A 15,534-nucleotide genomic window follows, 5' to 3' on the forward strand; every position below is an offset into this window, starting at 1 on the left:
AATTCGCCGAGTCGAGCGCGCTAAGTTTCAGGCGATATCGCGCTGCAGCGCGAAGTCATCCAGCAATGGCGAGCGTTTGCCCGCGATCATCCCGCCGATCAGTTGCGCTGCAAGATAACTGAAGGTGATGCCGTTCCCGCCATAACCATAGGCGGCATAGAGATGCGGATGGCCGGGGACAGGGCCGATCAGGGGCAGGCCATCGCGCGTGGTGTCGAAAGTGCCGGCCCAGCGATAGTCGATGGCAAGTTCGGCGCGTGGCCAGAGTGATGCGAGCTTCTCCTTCAGCGCACGTGCCTTGGCAGGTATCAGGGCATCGCGTGCATCGGGATCGATGATCTCGTCGCTGTCTTCGCCGCCGATGATGATGCGGCCGGATGCGGTGGTTCGGGCGTAGAGATAATCCTTGCTGTCTTCCCAGATCAGCACGCCGTCGCGCCAGAGTCTGTCCGGCTGCGGCTTCGTCGCGATCGCCCAGCTCGAAGAGGGTTTCTGTACCGTTGTGTGCACGATGTCGGGCATCACATAGCCCGTCGCCAGCACGACATGGCGCGCCTCGACGATACGGCCGTCCGTCAATTGAACGCCGACGGCGTGGCCTGCGGAGTCGAACGCGGCCGTCTCCGCCTCGAATAATCGCGCGCCGCGCGCCGTCGCGACATTCAGCAGCCCCAGTGCCAGTTGCAACGGATCGGAATCTGCCGAGTCCGGCGAGATGATGGCACCCGCCCGGGCAATGTCGTATTCGGACAGGAGGGTCTTGTGATCGAGGAGTGTGCCGGGCAGGCCGGCGCGCGCGCGAAGCGCGTGTTCCTCGATCAGCCCTTTGGCACTTTCGCCTGCGGCAAGATAGAGCGAGTCCTTCGGGCGCATGTCACATCGCAGGTTGAGCGTCCGGACCAGCGCCTTCAATCCATGGACGGCGTCATAGCTGGCGCGATAGGCACGCGCGGCGCGCTCATAGCCATAGAGATGTGTCAGCTCCTGCAGCGAACGATCGATCTCCCACAGCAGCATCGACGTGCTCGCTACTGTACTGCCGCGCCCAGGCAATTCGCGATCGACGATCACCACATCCAGTCCCTGCCGCGTCAGTTGCTCGGCCATCAGGGCGCCGGTGATGCCGCCGCCGACGATCAGGGCATCGCATGTGATGTCTTCGGTAAGGGGCCGACGGGGGGCATGCTGCAGGCCGGCAAACCACGGCGAATGTCCGCCGCGCAAATCAGCGTGCTCGGTGGTATCGGGATTGAGATCGGAAATGGGGCACCATGAGGCTGGGGAAGGAAGGCGCTGTCCGCGCCTCGTACTGAAGTCACGTGACAATTTCCCGGGTCCTGTTCCGTTCCCTGGGGGAGCGCGCGGGCGCGCAGGCTGCTCCAGATTCTCGCGGTCTCAGGTAGGGTCGCGCGCCGGTCCCTCATCATCTTGGATTAGAGATAAGTGATTTCAACGGGTTAGATACCCGTAGCAAGATCGCCGCGGTGACGTTAAACAGGCGCCAAACCAAACCAGACGATGTGAGCCGGACCAACCGGGGCTTTACCGCTCCAGCGTGGTTTCTATCTCATTCATTGCTCAAAGGACGCCGCGACCGTGACCATGAACAGCCTGCCTTTGCCGCAGCTTTCCCTCCCGAAAGACAAGATCAAAATCCTTCTGCTCGAAGGCGTGAACGACAGCGCGGTCGAGCTGATCGAGGCAGCGGGCTATTCGAGCGTGACGCGGCTCTCCAAGGCGCTCGGTGGCAATGAGCTGAAGGAAGCACTCAAGGGCGTACACATTCTCGGTATCCGGTCGCGCACGCAGATCACCCAGGACGTGCTCGATGCCGCGGACCGGCTGATCGCGATCGGTTGCTTCAGCGTCGGCACCAATCAGGTGGATATCGACGCGGCGCGCCGTAGTGGCATTCCGGTGTTCAATGCGCCGTTCTCGAATACGCGCTCGGTTGCCGAACTGGTGATCGGCGAGATCGTCATGCTGTTCCGCCGGATCATCTCGCGCTCCAATCTGGCGCATGAAGGCGGTTGGGAGAAATCGGCCAATAACAGCTATGAAGTGCGCGGTAAGACGCTCGGCATCGTTGGCTACGGCAGCATCGGCTCGCAGCTCTCGAACCTGGCGGAAGCGCTGGGCATGCGCGTAATCTTCTACGATCACACCGATCGATTGCGTCACGGCAACACCGAACCTGTCGGAAGCCTGCAGGAACTGCTGGCGCAGAGCGATGTGGTCAGCATGCATGTGCCGGAGACACCGGCCACGCAGGGGATGATCGGTCGCGACGAATTCGCCGCCATGAAGGACGGCGCCTATTTCATCAACAACAGCCGCGGCACCGTGGTCGATCTCGATGCGTTGGCCGATGCACTGCGCCAGGGCAAATTGCGCGGTGCGGCCGTCGACGTATTCCCGGTCGAGCCCAGCTCCAATCAGGAGCGCTTCGTTACCCCGCTGCAGGGTCTGGAGAACGTCATCTTGACGCCGCATGTCGGCGGCTCCACCGAAGAAGCTCAGGAGCGCATCGGTGCGGAAGTCGCACGCAAACTGATCGACTACAGCGACAGCGGGTCGACTATGGGCACGGTGAACTTCCCGCAGGTACAACTGCCGGCACGCCCGTCAGGTACCCGGTTCATCCAGGTCCAGCGCAACGTTCCGGGCATGCTGGGACGGCTGAACGAGGTGCTGGCGCGCCATGCGGTCAACATTGCCGCGCAATATTACGAGACCAACAACGACATCGGCTATGTCGTCCTCGATGCCGACGCATCGGCGGCGGATAGCGAGCGGGTGCTGGCAGATATTCGGGCGCTGGAAGGTACGATCCGCGCCCGCTTGTTGTATGAATACAAAGACTGAGCCCTGGTTCTGCTCAACGAACGACATGGAATAGACGCTTGAAGCACGAGGACATCCGTTTCTCCATTGCCCCGATGATGGACTGGACCGACCGGCATTGCCGCGTCTTCCATCGTCTGCTGTCGCGACGGGCGCGGCTCTATACGGAGATGCTGACGACGGGCGCCGTGATCCATGGCGACCGCGCGCGGTTGCTTGGCTTTGACGTCAGCGAACATCCGGTGGCGCTGCAGCTTGGTGGTTCGGAGCCGGCGCACCTCGCAGAGGCTGCGAAGATCGGCGCGGATTTCGGCTATGACGAAATCAACATCAATGTCGGCTGCCCCTCGGATCGGGTGAAGGACGGCCGCTTCGGTGCTTGCCTGATGGCCGAGCCGGATCTGGTAGCGCGCGGTGTGGCCGCGATGAAGCAGGCGGTGGACGTGCCGGTCACCGTGAAGTGCCGCATCGGCATCGACGATCAGGATCCCGAAGTGGCCCTCGACACGCTGGCGCGCGCGGTGGTCGCCGCCGGCGCCGATGGTCTGATCGTCCATGCGCGCAAGGCGTGGCTCAATGGCCTGTCGCCGAAAGAGAACCGCAACATTCCGCCGCTGAACTACGACCGCGTCTATCGGCTCAAGGCGGCAATGCCCGACGTGCCGATCGTCATCAATGGCGGCATCATCGGCATCACTGAAGCCGCCGAACATCTGGCGCATGTGGATGGCGCGATGCTCGGCCGCGCGGCCTATCAGGAGCCGTGGCGGCTGCTGTCGGTGGATCCCGAATTGTTCGGCGAGCCCGCGCCGCATGCGACGATGAAAGACGCCTTCGCGGCGATGATGCCCTATATCGAGGATCAACTCGCGCAGGGCACGCGGCTGCATTCGATCACCCGGCATTTTGTCGGCGCGTTCCACGGCGTGCGCGGCGCACGCGCATTCCGGCGTTATCTGGCGGAGAATGGCGTCAAGCATGGTGCGAGCATCAATGTCCTGCGCGAGGCAATTACGTTGGTCGAGGATGAGCCTGCGGAGTCGGTCGCGGCCTAGTTACGGATAGCCGCGCAGCATCAGTCTGTCGGCGCGGACTTCCCAGCTTTCCAGGCGGTCGAGAAAGCTCATGCCGAGCAGGTTGGTCTTCATCTGGCCGCGCGGCACCACCAGTGCCGGGACGGATCGCTCGACCAGCTTGCCGACGGCGAGGCGATCCAGCGTCAATCGTGCCGCCTTGGTGCGACCACCCGCAGTTTCCACATCGACATTGTAGTCGAGCAATTCGAGCGGCAGACCCGCGGCCTTGGCGGTTTCATAAGTCAGCACCACCGACGTTGCGCCAGTATCGATCACCATGGCTGTCTTGACGCCGTTGATCTTCGCCTGAAGTCCGAATTCGCCAGTGTTGCCGCGCGGGACGTCGACCAGCCGCAGTGGCGGTGGGCTTTGCTTGCGCAAGATTTCTGTGACGAGATTGCCGGCCTTGGAAATTTGTTTGGGATCGCCATAGGCGAGGGCGGCGCCCGCAGTCGCGACGATGACGACGACGAGAAGAAAAACCCGGCTCATGGCGAGCCTCTCAGGTGGCCGCGGATGTCCTCTTCGCTGCGTATGTTGACGAAGGCTCCAGCCCCGCCTCGGCCATGCGGGCCGGTAGCAGTGCCATCGTATCCAGACGCTCCGCACTGTCCATTTTTCCCCAGCGCGCGATCTCCGGCAGCGTGCGTCCGCAGCCGAGGCAGAGCTTGGTCTTGGGGTCGATGAAGCAGACTGCGATGCACGGCGTTTCTTTGCTCATCCAGTAATATTGAAGCGGATCGGCTCGCTTGCGCAAGCGTCGAAATCACAGCCCGGTTCCTGCATTCATGATGGGTTTGTTGCGGGCCCGACGCTTTTCGTCGGCGACGTTCATCTCGTAATCGGGTTGCAGCGGTGGCCCATCGGGCGCCATCGGAGCAAGCGCGGACATCACACGCTCCGGCGGGAAAGTGATGATCACCTCGGTGCCGACCCGCAGCTTCGATTTCAGCGTGAAGGTGCCGCCATGCATGTCGATCAAGCTCTTGGCGATCGGCAGACCGAGACCGGCACCCTGTTCGGCCGATTTGATCGAGTTCGATCCCTGGCCGAAGGAGGCCAGCACGATCGGGATCTCGTCTTCGGCGATGCCCGAGCCGGTGTCCCTGCAGCTCAGATATTGGCCGCCGGAGGCGGTCCAGCCGACCTTGAGCCAGATCTCGCCACCCTGTGGCGTGAACTTGATCGAATTCGACAGCAGGTTCAGCACGATCTGGCGGCAGGCGCGCTCGTCGCCCCAAACCCGCGGCATGCCGTGTTCGAATACTTCGTGGATGGTGATGCCGCGGCTCGATGCGCGCAGCTTCAGGAGGTGATGGCAGTCCGCGACGACATGCACGAGCGAGACGGCTTCTTCGTTGAGTTCGTAGCGGCCGGCTTCGATGCGGGACAGATCGAGGATCTCGTTGATGAGATTCAGAAGGTGCACGCCGGAATTATGGATGTCGGCCGAGTAGTCCTTGTAGACCGGCACGGCATGGCCACCGAAGATCTCGCTCTTCATCACTTCGGAGAAGCCGAGAATGGCGTTCAGCGGCGTGCGCAATTCATGGCTCATCTGCGCGAGGAAGCGCGACTTGGCGACATTGGCGGCTTCGGCGCGGTGGCGCGCTTCGTCGGAGATGGCCTTGGCCTGTTCGAGTTCGCCGATCAGGGCGTCCTTCTCGGCGCGGGCTTCCAGCGTCGCGAGCGTGGTCGAATGCAGCCGCTGCGCCAGAAGCGCGAAATAGCCTTCGGCTGCGACAGCCAGAACGGCCAGCACGTAGTTGTCGAAGGTGCCGCGCAGGATGAAGCTCAGCGCCACGCCGAGGGTTACGGGCGCGGTGGCGGCAAAGGCGGCAATCGGCAGGCTCGCGGCGAGCATGCTGGAGACCGCGACCACCAGCAGCATCAGGAACATCATCAGCGAATTGGAGACGACGTCGACGCCGGTCGGATGCACGAGGATCACCGTCCACGACAGGCCGTAGAGCAGGTCCAGAAAGATAAAGCGCAGCCGCCATTTATGCGTGCTGCTGGGTGTCGGTGTTTCCGCCAGATAGCGATTGCAGGCGCGCAGGATCACCGCGTGAATGCACAGCATTCCGCATGACCATGCGGCGGCCGGCAGCGGCTGCATCCAGAACCCGAACAGGATGCCTGTGCCGACCACCAGCAGCGTGATGACGAGCGAGGCGGAGAGGCGGGTCTGGGCGTATTGGCGGAGCAGTTCGCGATCGAAAGCGGGGCGCGTTCCTGAAGTCGAGGTCAGCCGGTCGCGCGCTTCGCGCACCCGCTGTTGTGCCGCCCGGCGATTGCGCGGCGGAACAGCGACGGGCGTTTCAGCCGGAAGCTGGACGACCTCGGGCCTGGCGGCGGGCTCACTCATCACTCGTACACAAATCCTGCACGCAAACGCGTGCGGTTTTTCACAGACCCTATCTGTGCCGCACAATCATTAAGAGGTGCCTTAAAGAACGAAGTAATCCGGTTAATATTCAATAAAAATGGTATCGACGGAGGGCGCCTGCAGGATGCCGCTCCGCCGTGATTTGTTCAGGAAACCTAGATGGTTACCGGGGCAATCTTGCCAAGAGACTTGAAGTGTCCCACCGCTTGCCGCCGAGCGCTTCGACCTCGCCGTAGAACTGATCGACAGTGGCCGTGACCGGCAGGCTGGCACCGTTGCGGCGGGCCTCGGCGAGACAGATCGAGAGGTCCTTGCGCATCCATTCGACGGCGAAGCCGAAGTCGAATTTTCCGTCATTCATGGTCTTGTGACGGTTCTCCATCTGCCACGACTGCGCGGCGCCCTTGGAGATCACCTCGACCACCGCATTCACATCGAGACCGGCCTTCTTGGCGAAGTGAATGCCTTCGGACAGCGCCTCGACAAGGCCGGCGATGCAGATCTGGTTGACCATCTTGGTGAGCTGGCCGGAGCCCGCCGGGCCGAGCAGCTTCTGCATCTTGGCGTAGGACGTGATGATCGGCTCGACCTTGGCATAGGCCGCTTGGGTGCCGCCACACATTACGGTCAGGGCGCCGTTCTCTGCGCCAGCTTGGCCGCCCGACACTGGCGCGTCGATGAACTGGAAGCCGGCTTTGGTCGCCGCGGCATCGAGCTCGCGGGCCACTTCGGCGGAGGCGGTGGTGTGATCGACGAAGATCGCGCCCTTGGTCATGCCGCTGAATGCGCCGTCAGCGCCGATGGTGACCGAACGCAGGTCGTCGTCATTGCCGACGCAGCACATCACGAAGTCCTGGCCTTCGGCAGCCGCTTTTGGGGTCGGTGCGGACTTGCCGCCGAACTTCTCGACCCACGCTTTGGCCTTGGCTGCGTTGCGGTTGTAGACGGTGACCTCGTGGCCGCCCTTGGTGGCAAGGTGGCCGGCCATGGGGAAACCCATGACGCCGAGACCGATGAATGCAACTTTGGCCATGTCCGTACCCTTTGGATGCTGTCGGCTGTGCTGCCGAACGTCGACTATTGGGAAGTGAGGCGCCGCCCTGGTTCGTGGCGGCGAGATCGCTGGTGATGAGGAGCGCCAGCATAGTCGCTGCACAGGACGCGGCAAAGCCCCCGTTACCACTCACGGCTGCAGACGCTTATGGTGCGCTGCAAAAGAAAATCTGGTGCCGGTCTTGTGCCAGAGCAATCTCGGAATTCTCAACATAGCCTAGAAACGGCATGGACTTAGGGCGGAAGTTCTCTATCTGTGCGGTCTAGTTTGTCCGTCGATCGGGAGACACGCATTGAGCGTTTCGCAGCAGCAGGTTCTGGATGGTCTGGCCAAGGTGACATCGCCGCGCGGCGTGCCGCTGATCCATGCGGATGTTTTGTCCGAGATCGTCGTGACCGACGGCAAGGTGCTGTTTTCGATCAATGTGGACGCCGCTGAAGCGCGGGCCTGGGAAAGCGTGCGCGCGCAGGCGGAAGCCGCAGTGCGGGCGATCCCTGGTGTCACCGGTGCAATGGTCGCGCTGACCGCCGAGCGCAAGCCGGGCAGCGCACCGCCTGCGCCGCAGCGCCACGACCACGCAGGACATTCCCATGGTCCCGGTGGGCATTCGCATGGTCCGCAGTCCGGCGGCGTACAGCCGGTCTCGGCGCATCGCCCGCATGCGAACCCGGCCAACTCGCCAATGTCAAAACAGGCTGAAATTCCTGGCGTTGCCGCGATCATCGCGGTGGCCTCGGGGAAGGGCGGTGTCGGCAAGTCCACGACGGCGCTCAATCTGGCGCTGGGCCTGCGCGATCTCGGCCTGAAGGTCGGTCTGCTCGACGCAGATATCTATGGTCCTTCGGTGCCGCGGCTGACCGGCATCAATGAAAAGCCTGTTCTCGACGACAACAGGAAGATGATTCCGATCGAGCGCTTTGGCCTGTCGATCATGTCGATCGGCTTCCTGGTCGAGGAAGAGACCGCGATGATCTGGCGCGGGCCGATGGTGATGTCGGCGATCACCCAGATGTTGCGCGATGTCGCCTGGGGTACGCTCGACGTCCTTATCGTCGACATGCCCCCCGGCACCGGAGATGCACAGCTCACGCTGGCGCAGAACGTGCCCCTGAAGGGCGCTGTGATTGTCTCGACGCCGCAGGATCTGGCGCTGATCGATGCGAGGCGCGGCCTTGCGATGTTTACCAAGGTCAATGTGCCCGTGCTCGGCATCATCGAGAATATGAGTTATTTCCAGTGCCCGGAATGCGGCACGCGCTCCGACATTTTCGGCCATGGCGGCGCCCGTCATGAGGCCGAGCGGCTCAAGGTGCCGTTCCTCGGCGAAGTGCCGCTGCATATGTCCATCCGCGCCATGTCGGATGCCGGCACGCCGGTGGTCGTGAGCGAGCCCAACGGCCCGCACGCCGCGATCTATCGGGCCATCGGCACGCAGATCCGCGACCGGTTGCAGGGCGTTATTGCGGCAGCGTAACCCGGCCGGTGGCCGGGGCCGAGATGTCGCATAGAACTTTCGTTCAATTGGGCTGGCAACGACGTTCGTCGTGTTTTCCGCGGCCGAATAACCGTGTTAGACAGCCTCTGCACCAGAGCGTCTTCGGTTGAATCGCGCAACGATTTGCCGCTGAATATGCTCAAAGGAATTCTAGGGAAAACGCCCGCAAAAGGAGAGCTTGAATGAAGCGTCGTGAGTTTTTGAAGGTTTCGACGGCCGGCGCCGCGGTGGCCGCCGTTGCCTCGCCGGCGATCGCGCAGTCCGCGCCCGAGGTCAAATGGCGCCTCGCATCGAGCTTCCCGAAGTCGCTCGACACCATCTATGGCGGCGCCGAGATGATGGCGAAGCAGGTCGCCGAAATGACTGACAACAAATTCCAGATCCAGGTCTTCGCGGCCGGAGAACTGGTCCCCGGTCTGCAGGCGCTCGATGCGACCTCGAACGGCACCGTCGAAATGTGCCACACTGTGTCTTACTACTATGTCGGCAAGGATCCGACCTTCGCGATCTACGCGTCGGTGCCGTTTGGCCTGAACGCGCGTCAGCAGAACTCCTGGTGGTACCAGGGCGGTGGCGAACAGCTCGGCAACGAGTTCTTCAAGAAATTTGGCGTCATCGGTCACCCTTGCGGCAATACGGGCACACAGATGGGCGGTTGGTTCCGCAAGGAGATCAAGACCGTTGCCGATCTCTCCGGCCTCAAGATGCGCATCGGCGGCATTGCCGGTCAGGTGCTGCAGAAGGTCGGCGTTGTGCCGCAGCAGCTCGCGGGCGGCGACATCTATCCGTCACTGGAAAAAGGCACCATCGACGCTGCCGAGTGGGTCGGCCCCTATGACGATCAGAAGCTCGGCTTCCAGAAGGTCGCGAAGTACTACTACTATCCAGGTTTCTGGGAAGGTGGCCCGACGGTCCACGCCTTCACCAACCTCGAGAAGTACAATGCGCTGCCGAAGAGCTATCAGGCGATCCTCACCAATGCCTGCGCCAATGCCAACAGCTGGATGGCCGCTCGTTACGACATGCAGAACCCGGCGGCGTTGAAGCAGCTCGTCGCGGGTGGCACGCAGCTGCGTCCGTTCACCAATGAAGTTCTGGATGCATGCCTCAAGGCGACCAACGAACTCTGGGCTGAAATCTCCGCGAAGAACGCCGACTTCAAGAAGTCGATCGACGCGATGCAGGCCTATCGTTCGGACGAATATCTGTGGTGGCAGGTCGCCGAATACACCTTCGACAGCTTCATGATCCGCTCGCGTACCCGCGGCTGATCTTAAGCCTCGATCAAACATGAAGCCCGGCCTTCGCGAGAAGGTCGGGCTTTTTCATTGCGTCACTCAAATCGCCGTGGCTTCTCGCTGGAACCTGGCCCATGCTGCTCCCCAACGCCCTCGCCAAGAAGGGCGCCGACACATTCACATCCAGGGAGCAACATCATGAAGCGTCGTGAGTTCATCAAGGCTGCCGGTCTGGGGGCTGCCGGTGCGGCCATTGCCGCGCCGGCCATCGCGCAATCTTCGCCGGAGATCAAATGGCGGTTGACGTCGAGCTTTCCGAAATCGCTCGATACGATCTATGGCGCCAGCGAGGTGTTTGCCAAGGCCGTTGCCGAGGCCACCGACAATAAATTCCAGATCCAGGTGTTTGCCGCCGGTGAGATCGTCCCCGGTCTGCAGGCGCTGGATGCGGCCTCCAACGGCACCGTGGAGATGTGCCACACGGCGGCCTATTATTATGTAGGCAAGGATCCAACCTTCGCGTTCGGTACTGCGGTTCCGTTCGGACTCAACAGCCGGATGCAGACCTCGTGGTTGCAGGTGGGCGGTGGCGCCGAACTCTTCAATGAATTTCTCAAAGGCTACAACGTCATCGGATTCGCGGCCGGCAACACCGGCTGCCAGATGGGCGGCTGGTTTCGCAAGGAGCTGAAGGAGCCATCCGACCTCAGTGGTCTCAAAATGCGCATCGGCGGCTTCGCCGGCCGTGTGCTCACCAGGCTCGGGCTCGTTCCGCAACAGGTGGCCGCCGGCGATATTTACCCGTCGCTGGAAAAGGGCACCATCGACGCCGCCGAATGGGTCGGACCTTACGATGATGAAAAGCTCGGTTTCCAGAAGGTCGCCAAATATTACTACTATCCCGGCTTCTGGGAGGGCGGTCCGACACTGCACAACATGGTCAACCTCGCTAAGTGGGAGCAGCTTCCTGCCAGCTACAAGTCGATCATCAGGACCGCCTCGTCGCTCGCCAACGAAACCATGCAGGCACGCTACGACGCCTACAATCCGCCGGCGCTGAAGCGCCTGGTGGCCGGTGGCACGCAGCTGCGGCCGTTCCCCGCATCCATCATGGATGCGTCGCTGAAGGCTGCCAACGAGGTTTATGCCGAGACCTCGGCCAGCAACGCGGCGTTCAAGAAAGTCTATGACAGCATGGTGGCCTTCCGCGGCGACCAGTACACTTGGTGGCAGGTCGCCGAGTACAGCTTCGACAGTTTCATGATCCGCTCGCGCACCCGCAGCTGATCGAAGACTGCTTCGGAAAAAGGAGCCCGGCCTTCGTGAGAAGGCCAGGCTTCTTGTTGAAGCGGTCTCCCTTAGCCGGTGCGCGGACAGCGAATCCGCTAAGTGTTCTGTTCCTGGAGGGAGCCGAATTTGCCATGACCGAATCTGAAATCGAAACGGCCGCCGACATTCTTGCCGGGGCGCGCCGCAGCGGAACGCAGATCGAAGCGCTGCCCGTCACGCCATCTTCGGTTGCGGAGGCGCATGAAATTCAGGATCGGGTTGCTGCGCTGGTCGGAGAGCCCATCGGTGCCTTCAAGGCCGGTGCGCCGCCCGATGGGGAGCCGACCCGCGGACTAATCGAGGCGCGCATGGTTCGCACCAGTCCGGCGCATATGTCGGTGGCCGAAGTCCCGCATCTCGGCGTCGAGGGCGAGGTCGCCTTCCGCTTTACCCGCGATCTGCCGGCGCGCAGTGTGCCCTACACGCGCGACGAGGTCGCGAAAGCCGTCGCGGTGCTTCCAGTGATCGAAGTGGTTTCAAGCCGCTTCCGCGATCCGCTCAGTCGACCGAAGATGGAGCAGCTCGCCGATTGCGGCATCAATGCCGGGCTGGTCACCGGTCCCGAACGCGCCGACTGGTCGCATCTCGATCTGCCGAACCTGCAGATGACCTTTATCGTGAATGGCGAGACGCAGATTGCGCGCAAGGGTGGCCATCCCACTGATGATCCGATCGCAGGCGCTGTCGCGCTGGTGAACATGATGCGCGACGGCGTGAAGGCCGGCCAGGTCGTGACCACAGGCAGCTGGACCGGACTGCCGTTCTTCAAACCGGGCGATCGGTGCACCGTCCGGTTCGAGGGGCTGGGCGAAGCCGAAGTGGTGTTCGACGGCTAAGCCCGACTTTCCCGTTACTTCGGGGGCCCGAAGTCCGGCATCGCCGGCATCTCGATCTGCGGAATCTCGATCTTCACGTTGGACGTATCCACAGCCGTGTTGTCGATCCAGTAAGTCACGAGACCGGGCCAGTAGATCACGATGATCACCAGGATGATCTGCATCCCGACCCATGGCAGTGCGCCGAGATAGATATCGCGGCTCCTCACTTCGGGCGGTGCAATGCCGCGCAGATAGAACAGTGCGAAGCCGAACGGCGGATGCATGAACGACGTCTGCATGTTCACGCAGAGCAGCACGCCGAACCAGACGAGATCGATGCCAAGCTTGGCGGCGACCGGCGCCAGCAACGGGATGATGATGAAGGCGATCTCGAAGAAGTCGAGAAAGAACGCCAGGAAGAACACGAAGATGTTCACGAAGATCAGGAAGCCGATCGCGCCGCCGGGCAGGCCGGTGAGCAGATGCTCGATCCAGCGTGCGCCATCCATGCCCTGGAAGACGAGGCTGAAGCAGGTCGAGCCGATCAGGATGAACACCACCATCGAGGTCAGGCGCATGGTCGATGTCATCGCCTGGTCGATCAGCGGCCAGGTCAGGCGGCGATGCAGCGCGGCGAGCACCATCGCGCCGACAGCACCCATGGCGCCGGCTTCGGTCGGCGTCGCGAGGCCGAGGCCGATGGTGCCGAGCACCAGGAAGATCAGCACGATCGAGGGGATCATGCCCCACAGCACACGGCTGATGAGCTTCCAGTTCATCGGCTCGCGCGCGTGTTCCGGGATCGGCGGCATCGCGCTCGGCTTCAGGATCGACAATACGACGATGTAGAGAATGAAGATCACGACCTGGATGATCGAGGGGCCGATGGCGCCGAGATACATGTCGCCGACCGAACGGCCGAGCTGGTCGGCGAGTACGATCAGCACCAGCGACGGGGGGATGAGCTGCGTGATGGTGCCCGATGCGGCGATGACGCCGGTGGCGAGCTTCATGTCGTAGCCGTAGCGCATCATGATCGGCAGCGAGATCACGCCCATGGCGATGACCGAAGCAGCAACGGTGCCGGTGATGGCGCCGAGCACGGCGCCGACGAGGATCACCGCATAAGCGAGACCGCCTGGGATCTTGCCGAACAGCTGGCCGGTACCTTCGAGCAGATCTTCAGCAAGGCCGCAGCGCTCGAGGATCGCGCCCATGAAAGTGAAGAACGGGATAGACAGCAGCAGGTCGTTCGAGATCGTGCCGTAGAAGCGGAACGGCAGCGCCTGCAGGAAGGACGGATCGAAGTGACCGGTGAAGATACCGAGAATGCCGAAGAACAGGCCGACCGCGGCCAGCGAAAAGGCGACCGGGAAGCCGAACACCATGAAGCAGATCATGGTGCCGAACATCAGCGGGGGGAACACGCCGTAGGAAAACATCGGTGGTCCTGACTATCGAACTCGTTCTATCGAACGGATTGGTCGAAATGCGAGAGGCTGAAAAAGCGAACGCCGCTATTGCAGCGGCGCTTCGTAATGGGTGTCGATCTTGACGACGCCGGCGAGCGCGGCGATGCGCTTGGCGAGTTCGGCCACACCCTGCAGTAGCAGCAGACCAAAGCCGAGCGGCAGCACCAGCTTCACCGGCCACAGGATCAGGCCGCCCGCATTGCTGGAGACCTCCTGCGAATTCCAGGAATTCAGGAAAAACGGGAACGTCATGTAAGTGAGGTATGTCATCGCCGGCAGCAGGAAGATGCAGAGGCCGATGATATCGATCCACAGCCGCGCGCGATCGGAGACCGCCGAATAGAGCAGATCGACGCGCACATGCTCATTGAGGCGCAGTGTCTGCGCCGCGCCGAAAAACACGATGCCCGCGAACATGTACCACTGGATTTCGAGCCAGCCGTTCGACGAGTAGTTGAAGAGATAACGGATCGTGGCATTGCCGGCGCTGACGAGGCAGGCAAGCAGCACGAGCCACTTGGCGATGAAGCCGAACACATCGCTCAGTGCATCGATCGCACGTGTGAATTTGAGTACGTCCACAGTTTCCCCCGAAAGTCGCCCCGCTGTCCGCTCATCACGTCTTTCTCACTGAGAAAGCGTAGCTTTTTCCGCTGGGCGAAAGAATTCGGCGGCACCATTTCAGCGCGTCATGCAATCGTCAATCGGAAATTGACGGTTTGTCGCAGGCCATTGGTCGAGGGGAAGGACGGAGCACCGCCGGTGGGTTACCCCCCGGTCACGCTCATATGCCGGCTGACGCTCGGCCGGTTGTGGCGGCGATCGATGATGAAATCGTGCCCCTTCGGCTTCAGGCCGATGGCGCGGTCGATCGTGGCGTTCAGGAGGTCGTTGTCGGCGGAAGCCCGCAGCGGCTTGCGCAGGTCGGATGCATCCTCGTGGCCCAGGCAGGTATGGATCGTGCCGGTACAGGTAATGCGGACGCGATTGCACGACTCGCAGAAATTGTGGGTCATCGGCGTGATGAAGCCGATCTTGCCGCCGGTCTCGGCGACGCGAACATAGCGGGCAGGACCGCCGGTATCGTCGGGCAGATCGGTCATCGTGAACTGACCGGCCAGGCGTGCGCGCAGCATAGACAGCGGTACATACTGGTCGATGCGACCTTCGCCGATATCGCCCATCGGCATCACTTCGATCAGCGTCAGCGCCATATCGCGGCCGTGGGCCCATTCGATCAATGAGGGGATCTCGTCCTCATTCATGTTCTTCAAGGCGACGGCATTGATCTTCACGGCCAGGCCCGCAGCCTGCGCCGCGTCGATACCGGCCAGCACCTTGTTGAGGTCGCCCCAGCGCGTAATGGCGCGGAATTTCGCGGGGTCGAGCGTGTCCAGGGAGACGTTGATGCGCTTCACGCCGCAATCGGCGAGCTCAGCGGCATATTTGGACAACAGCGAGCCGTTGGTGGTCAGCGTCAGCTCTTTCAGCGCGCCGGTCTTGAGGTGGCGCGACAGCGAACGCACCAGACCCATCACGTTGCGCCGGACCAGCGGTTCGCCGCCAGTGAGCCGCAGCTTGGTAACGCCCTTGGCGATGAACGCCGAGCAGAGCCGGTCGAGCTCTTCCAGTGTCAGCAGGTCGGTCTTGGGCAGGAACGTCATGTCTTCCGACATGCAATAGAAGCAGCGCAGATCGCAGCGGTCGGTCACCGAGACACGCAAATAGTTGATCCGCCGACCGAACGGATCGGTCATGGCAGAGGAGGCCAGGGCGGGGCTCAACTCGGAGACGGTCATTCAGATGCCTGACTGCAAAA

14 protein-coding genes are annotated in these 15,534 nt (G+C 62.2%); 6 read left to right on the forward strand and 8 right to left on the reverse strand.

Going from position 1 to position 15,534, the window contains the following annotated elements; genetic code table 11:
• Nucleotides 1-27 precede the first annotated feature (27 nt).
• Nucleotides 28-1,224 carry an NAD(P)/FAD-dependent oxidoreductase gene (locus tag CHC01_RS25360; RefSeq protein WP_244558519.1) on the reverse strand — a complete coding sequence of 399 codons (1,197 nt, stop codon included), beginning with the start codon at nucleotides 1,222-1,224 and terminating at the stop codon, nucleotides 28-30.
• 378 nt (nucleotides 1,225-1,602) lie between these two features.
• Between CHC01_RS25360 and serA the strand changes: the two genes are divergently transcribed.
• Nucleotides 1,603-2,865, forward strand: a complete 1,263-nt coding sequence (gene serA, locus CHC01_RS25365) for a phosphoglycerate dehydrogenase (protein WP_089267132.1) — start codon at nucleotides 1,603-1,605, stop codon at nucleotides 2,863-2,865.
• A gap of 38 nt (nucleotides 2,866-2,903) precedes the next feature.
• The gene (gene dusA / locus CHC01_RS25370) at nucleotides 2,904-3,899 is read left to right on the forward strand and encodes a tRNA dihydrouridine(20/20a) synthase DusA (protein WP_089267133.1); all 996 of its coding nucleotides are present in this window, start codon (nucleotides 2,904-2,906) and stop codon (nucleotides 3,897-3,899) included.
• Here the strand turns inward: dusA and CHC01_RS25375 are convergent, their stop codons facing one another.
• The 4 genes from CHC01_RS25375 to CHC01_RS25390 form a co-directional block, all read right to left on the reverse strand.
• Nucleotides 3,900-4,412: a TIGR02281 family clan AA aspartic protease gene (locus CHC01_RS25375; protein WP_089267134.1), complete on the reverse strand. Its 513-nt coding sequence runs from the start codon at nucleotides 4,410-4,412 to the stop codon at nucleotides 3,900-3,902.
• A 10-nt stretch (nucleotides 4,413-4,422) separates the two neighbouring features.
• Nucleotides 4,423-4,641, reverse strand: a complete 219-nt coding sequence (locus CHC01_RS25380) for a DUF1289 domain-containing protein (protein ID WP_068730727.1) — start codon at nucleotides 4,639-4,641, stop codon at nucleotides 4,423-4,425.
• A gap of 45 nt (nucleotides 4,642-4,686) precedes the next feature.
• Nucleotides 4,687-6,288 carry a sensor histidine kinase gene (locus CHC01_RS25385; protein ID WP_089267135.1) on the reverse strand — a complete coding sequence of 534 codons (1,602 nt, stop codon included), beginning with the start codon at nucleotides 6,286-6,288 and terminating at the stop codon, nucleotides 4,687-4,689.
• A gap of 184 nt (nucleotides 6,289-6,472) precedes the next feature.
• Nucleotides 6,473-7,342, reverse strand: a complete 870-nt coding sequence (locus CHC01_RS25390) for an NAD(P)-dependent oxidoreductase (protein WP_089267136.1) — start codon at nucleotides 7,340-7,342, stop codon at nucleotides 6,473-6,475.
• A 313-nt stretch (nucleotides 7,343-7,655) separates the two neighbouring features.
• Here CHC01_RS25390 and CHC01_RS25395 point away from each other — a divergent pair, with 313 nt between their 5' ends.
• From CHC01_RS25395 to CHC01_RS25410, 4 genes are all read left to right on the forward strand, one after another.
• Complete coding sequence (locus CHC01_RS25395; RefSeq protein ID WP_089267137.1) at nucleotides 7,656-8,837, forward strand: Mrp/NBP35 family ATP-binding protein; 1,182 nt, start codon at nucleotides 7,656-7,658, stop codon at nucleotides 8,835-8,837.
• Nucleotides 8,838-9,040: 203 nt separating this feature from the next.
• Entirely contained in the window at nucleotides 9,041-10,129 is a 1,089-nt protein-coding gene (locus tag CHC01_RS25400; protein ID WP_089267138.1) for a TRAP transporter substrate-binding protein, read from the forward strand.
• 165 nt (nucleotides 10,130-10,294) lie between these two features.
• Nucleotides 10,295-11,383 (forward strand): TRAP transporter substrate-binding protein, encoded by a 1,089-nt coding sequence (locus CHC01_RS25405; RefSeq protein WP_068730728.1) that lies wholly within the window; start codon nucleotides 10,295-10,297, stop codon nucleotides 11,381-11,383.
• A 134-nt stretch (nucleotides 11,384-11,517) separates the two neighbouring features.
• Complete coding sequence (locus CHC01_RS25410) at nucleotides 11,518-12,261, forward strand: 2-keto-4-pentenoate hydratase (RefSeq protein ID WP_089267139.1); 744 nt, start codon at nucleotides 11,518-11,520, stop codon at nucleotides 12,259-12,261.
• 14 nt (nucleotides 12,262-12,275) lie between these two features.
• Here CHC01_RS25410 and CHC01_RS25415 read toward each other — a convergent pair whose 3' ends face one another.
• The 3 genes from CHC01_RS25415 to moaA all read right to left on the reverse strand — a co-directional run bounded on the left by CHC01_RS25415 (nucleotide 12,276) and on the right by moaA (nucleotide 15,514).
• Nucleotides 12,276-13,685: a TRAP transporter large permease gene (locus CHC01_RS25415; protein ID WP_089267140.1), complete on the reverse strand. Its 1,410-nt coding sequence runs from the start codon at nucleotides 13,683-13,685 to the stop codon at nucleotides 12,276-12,278.
• Between the two features lie 75 nt (nucleotides 13,686-13,760).
• The gene (locus tag CHC01_RS25420; protein WP_089267141.1) at nucleotides 13,761-14,297 is read right to left on the reverse strand and encodes a TRAP transporter small permease subunit; all 537 of its coding nucleotides are present in this window, start codon (nucleotides 14,295-14,297) and stop codon (nucleotides 13,761-13,763) included.
• A 185-nt stretch (nucleotides 14,298-14,482) separates the two neighbouring features.
• Entirely contained in the window at nucleotides 14,483-15,514 is a 1,032-nt protein-coding gene (moaA, locus tag CHC01_RS25425) for a GTP 3',8-cyclase MoaA (protein ID WP_089267142.1), read from the reverse strand.
• Nucleotides 15,515-15,534: the final 20 nt, after the last annotated feature.

Source organism: Tardiphaga sp. OK246, assembly GCF_900188215.1.
Classification (GTDB): domain Bacteria; phylum Pseudomonadota; class Alphaproteobacteria; order Rhizobiales; family Xanthobacteraceae; genus Tardiphaga; species Tardiphaga robiniae.

Coding starts and splice junctions, on each gene's coding strand:
- serA (WP_089267132.1), top strand. CDS start 1,603: ATGAACAGCCTGCCTTTGCCGCAGCTTTCCCTCCCGAAAGACAAGATC.
- CHC01_RS25375 (WP_089267134.1), bottom strand. CDS start 4,412: ATGAGCCGGGTTTTTCTTCTCGTCGTCGTCATCGTCGCGACTGCGGGC.
- CHC01_RS25380 (WP_068730727.1), bottom strand. CDS start 4,641: ATGAGCAAAGAAACGCCGTGCATCGCAGTCTGCTTCATCGACCCCAAG.
- CHC01_RS25385 (WP_089267135.1), bottom strand. CDS start 6,288: ATGAGTGAGCCCGCCGCCAGGCCCGAGGTCGTCCAGCTTCCGGCTGAA.
- CHC01_RS25390 (WP_089267136.1), bottom strand. CDS start 7,342: ATGGCCAAAGTTGCATTCATCGGTCTCGGCGTCATGGGTTTCCCCATG.
- CHC01_RS25400 (WP_089267138.1), top strand. CDS start 9,041: ATGAAGCGTCGTGAGTTTTTGAAGGTTTCGACGGCCGGCGCCGCGGTG.
- CHC01_RS25405 (WP_068730728.1), top strand. CDS start 10,295: ATGAAGCGTCGTGAGTTCATCAAGGCTGCCGGTCTGGGGGCTGCCGGT.
- CHC01_RS25410 (WP_089267139.1), top strand. CDS start 11,518: ATGACCGAATCTGAAATCGAAACGGCCGCCGACATTCTTGCCGGGGCG.
- CHC01_RS25415 (WP_089267140.1), bottom strand. CDS start 13,685: ATGTTTTCCTACGGCGTGTTCCCCCCGCTGATGTTCGGCACCATGATC.
- moaA (WP_089267142.1), bottom strand. CDS start 15,514: ATGACCGTCTCCGAGTTGAGCCCCGCCCTGGCCTCCTCTGCCATGACC.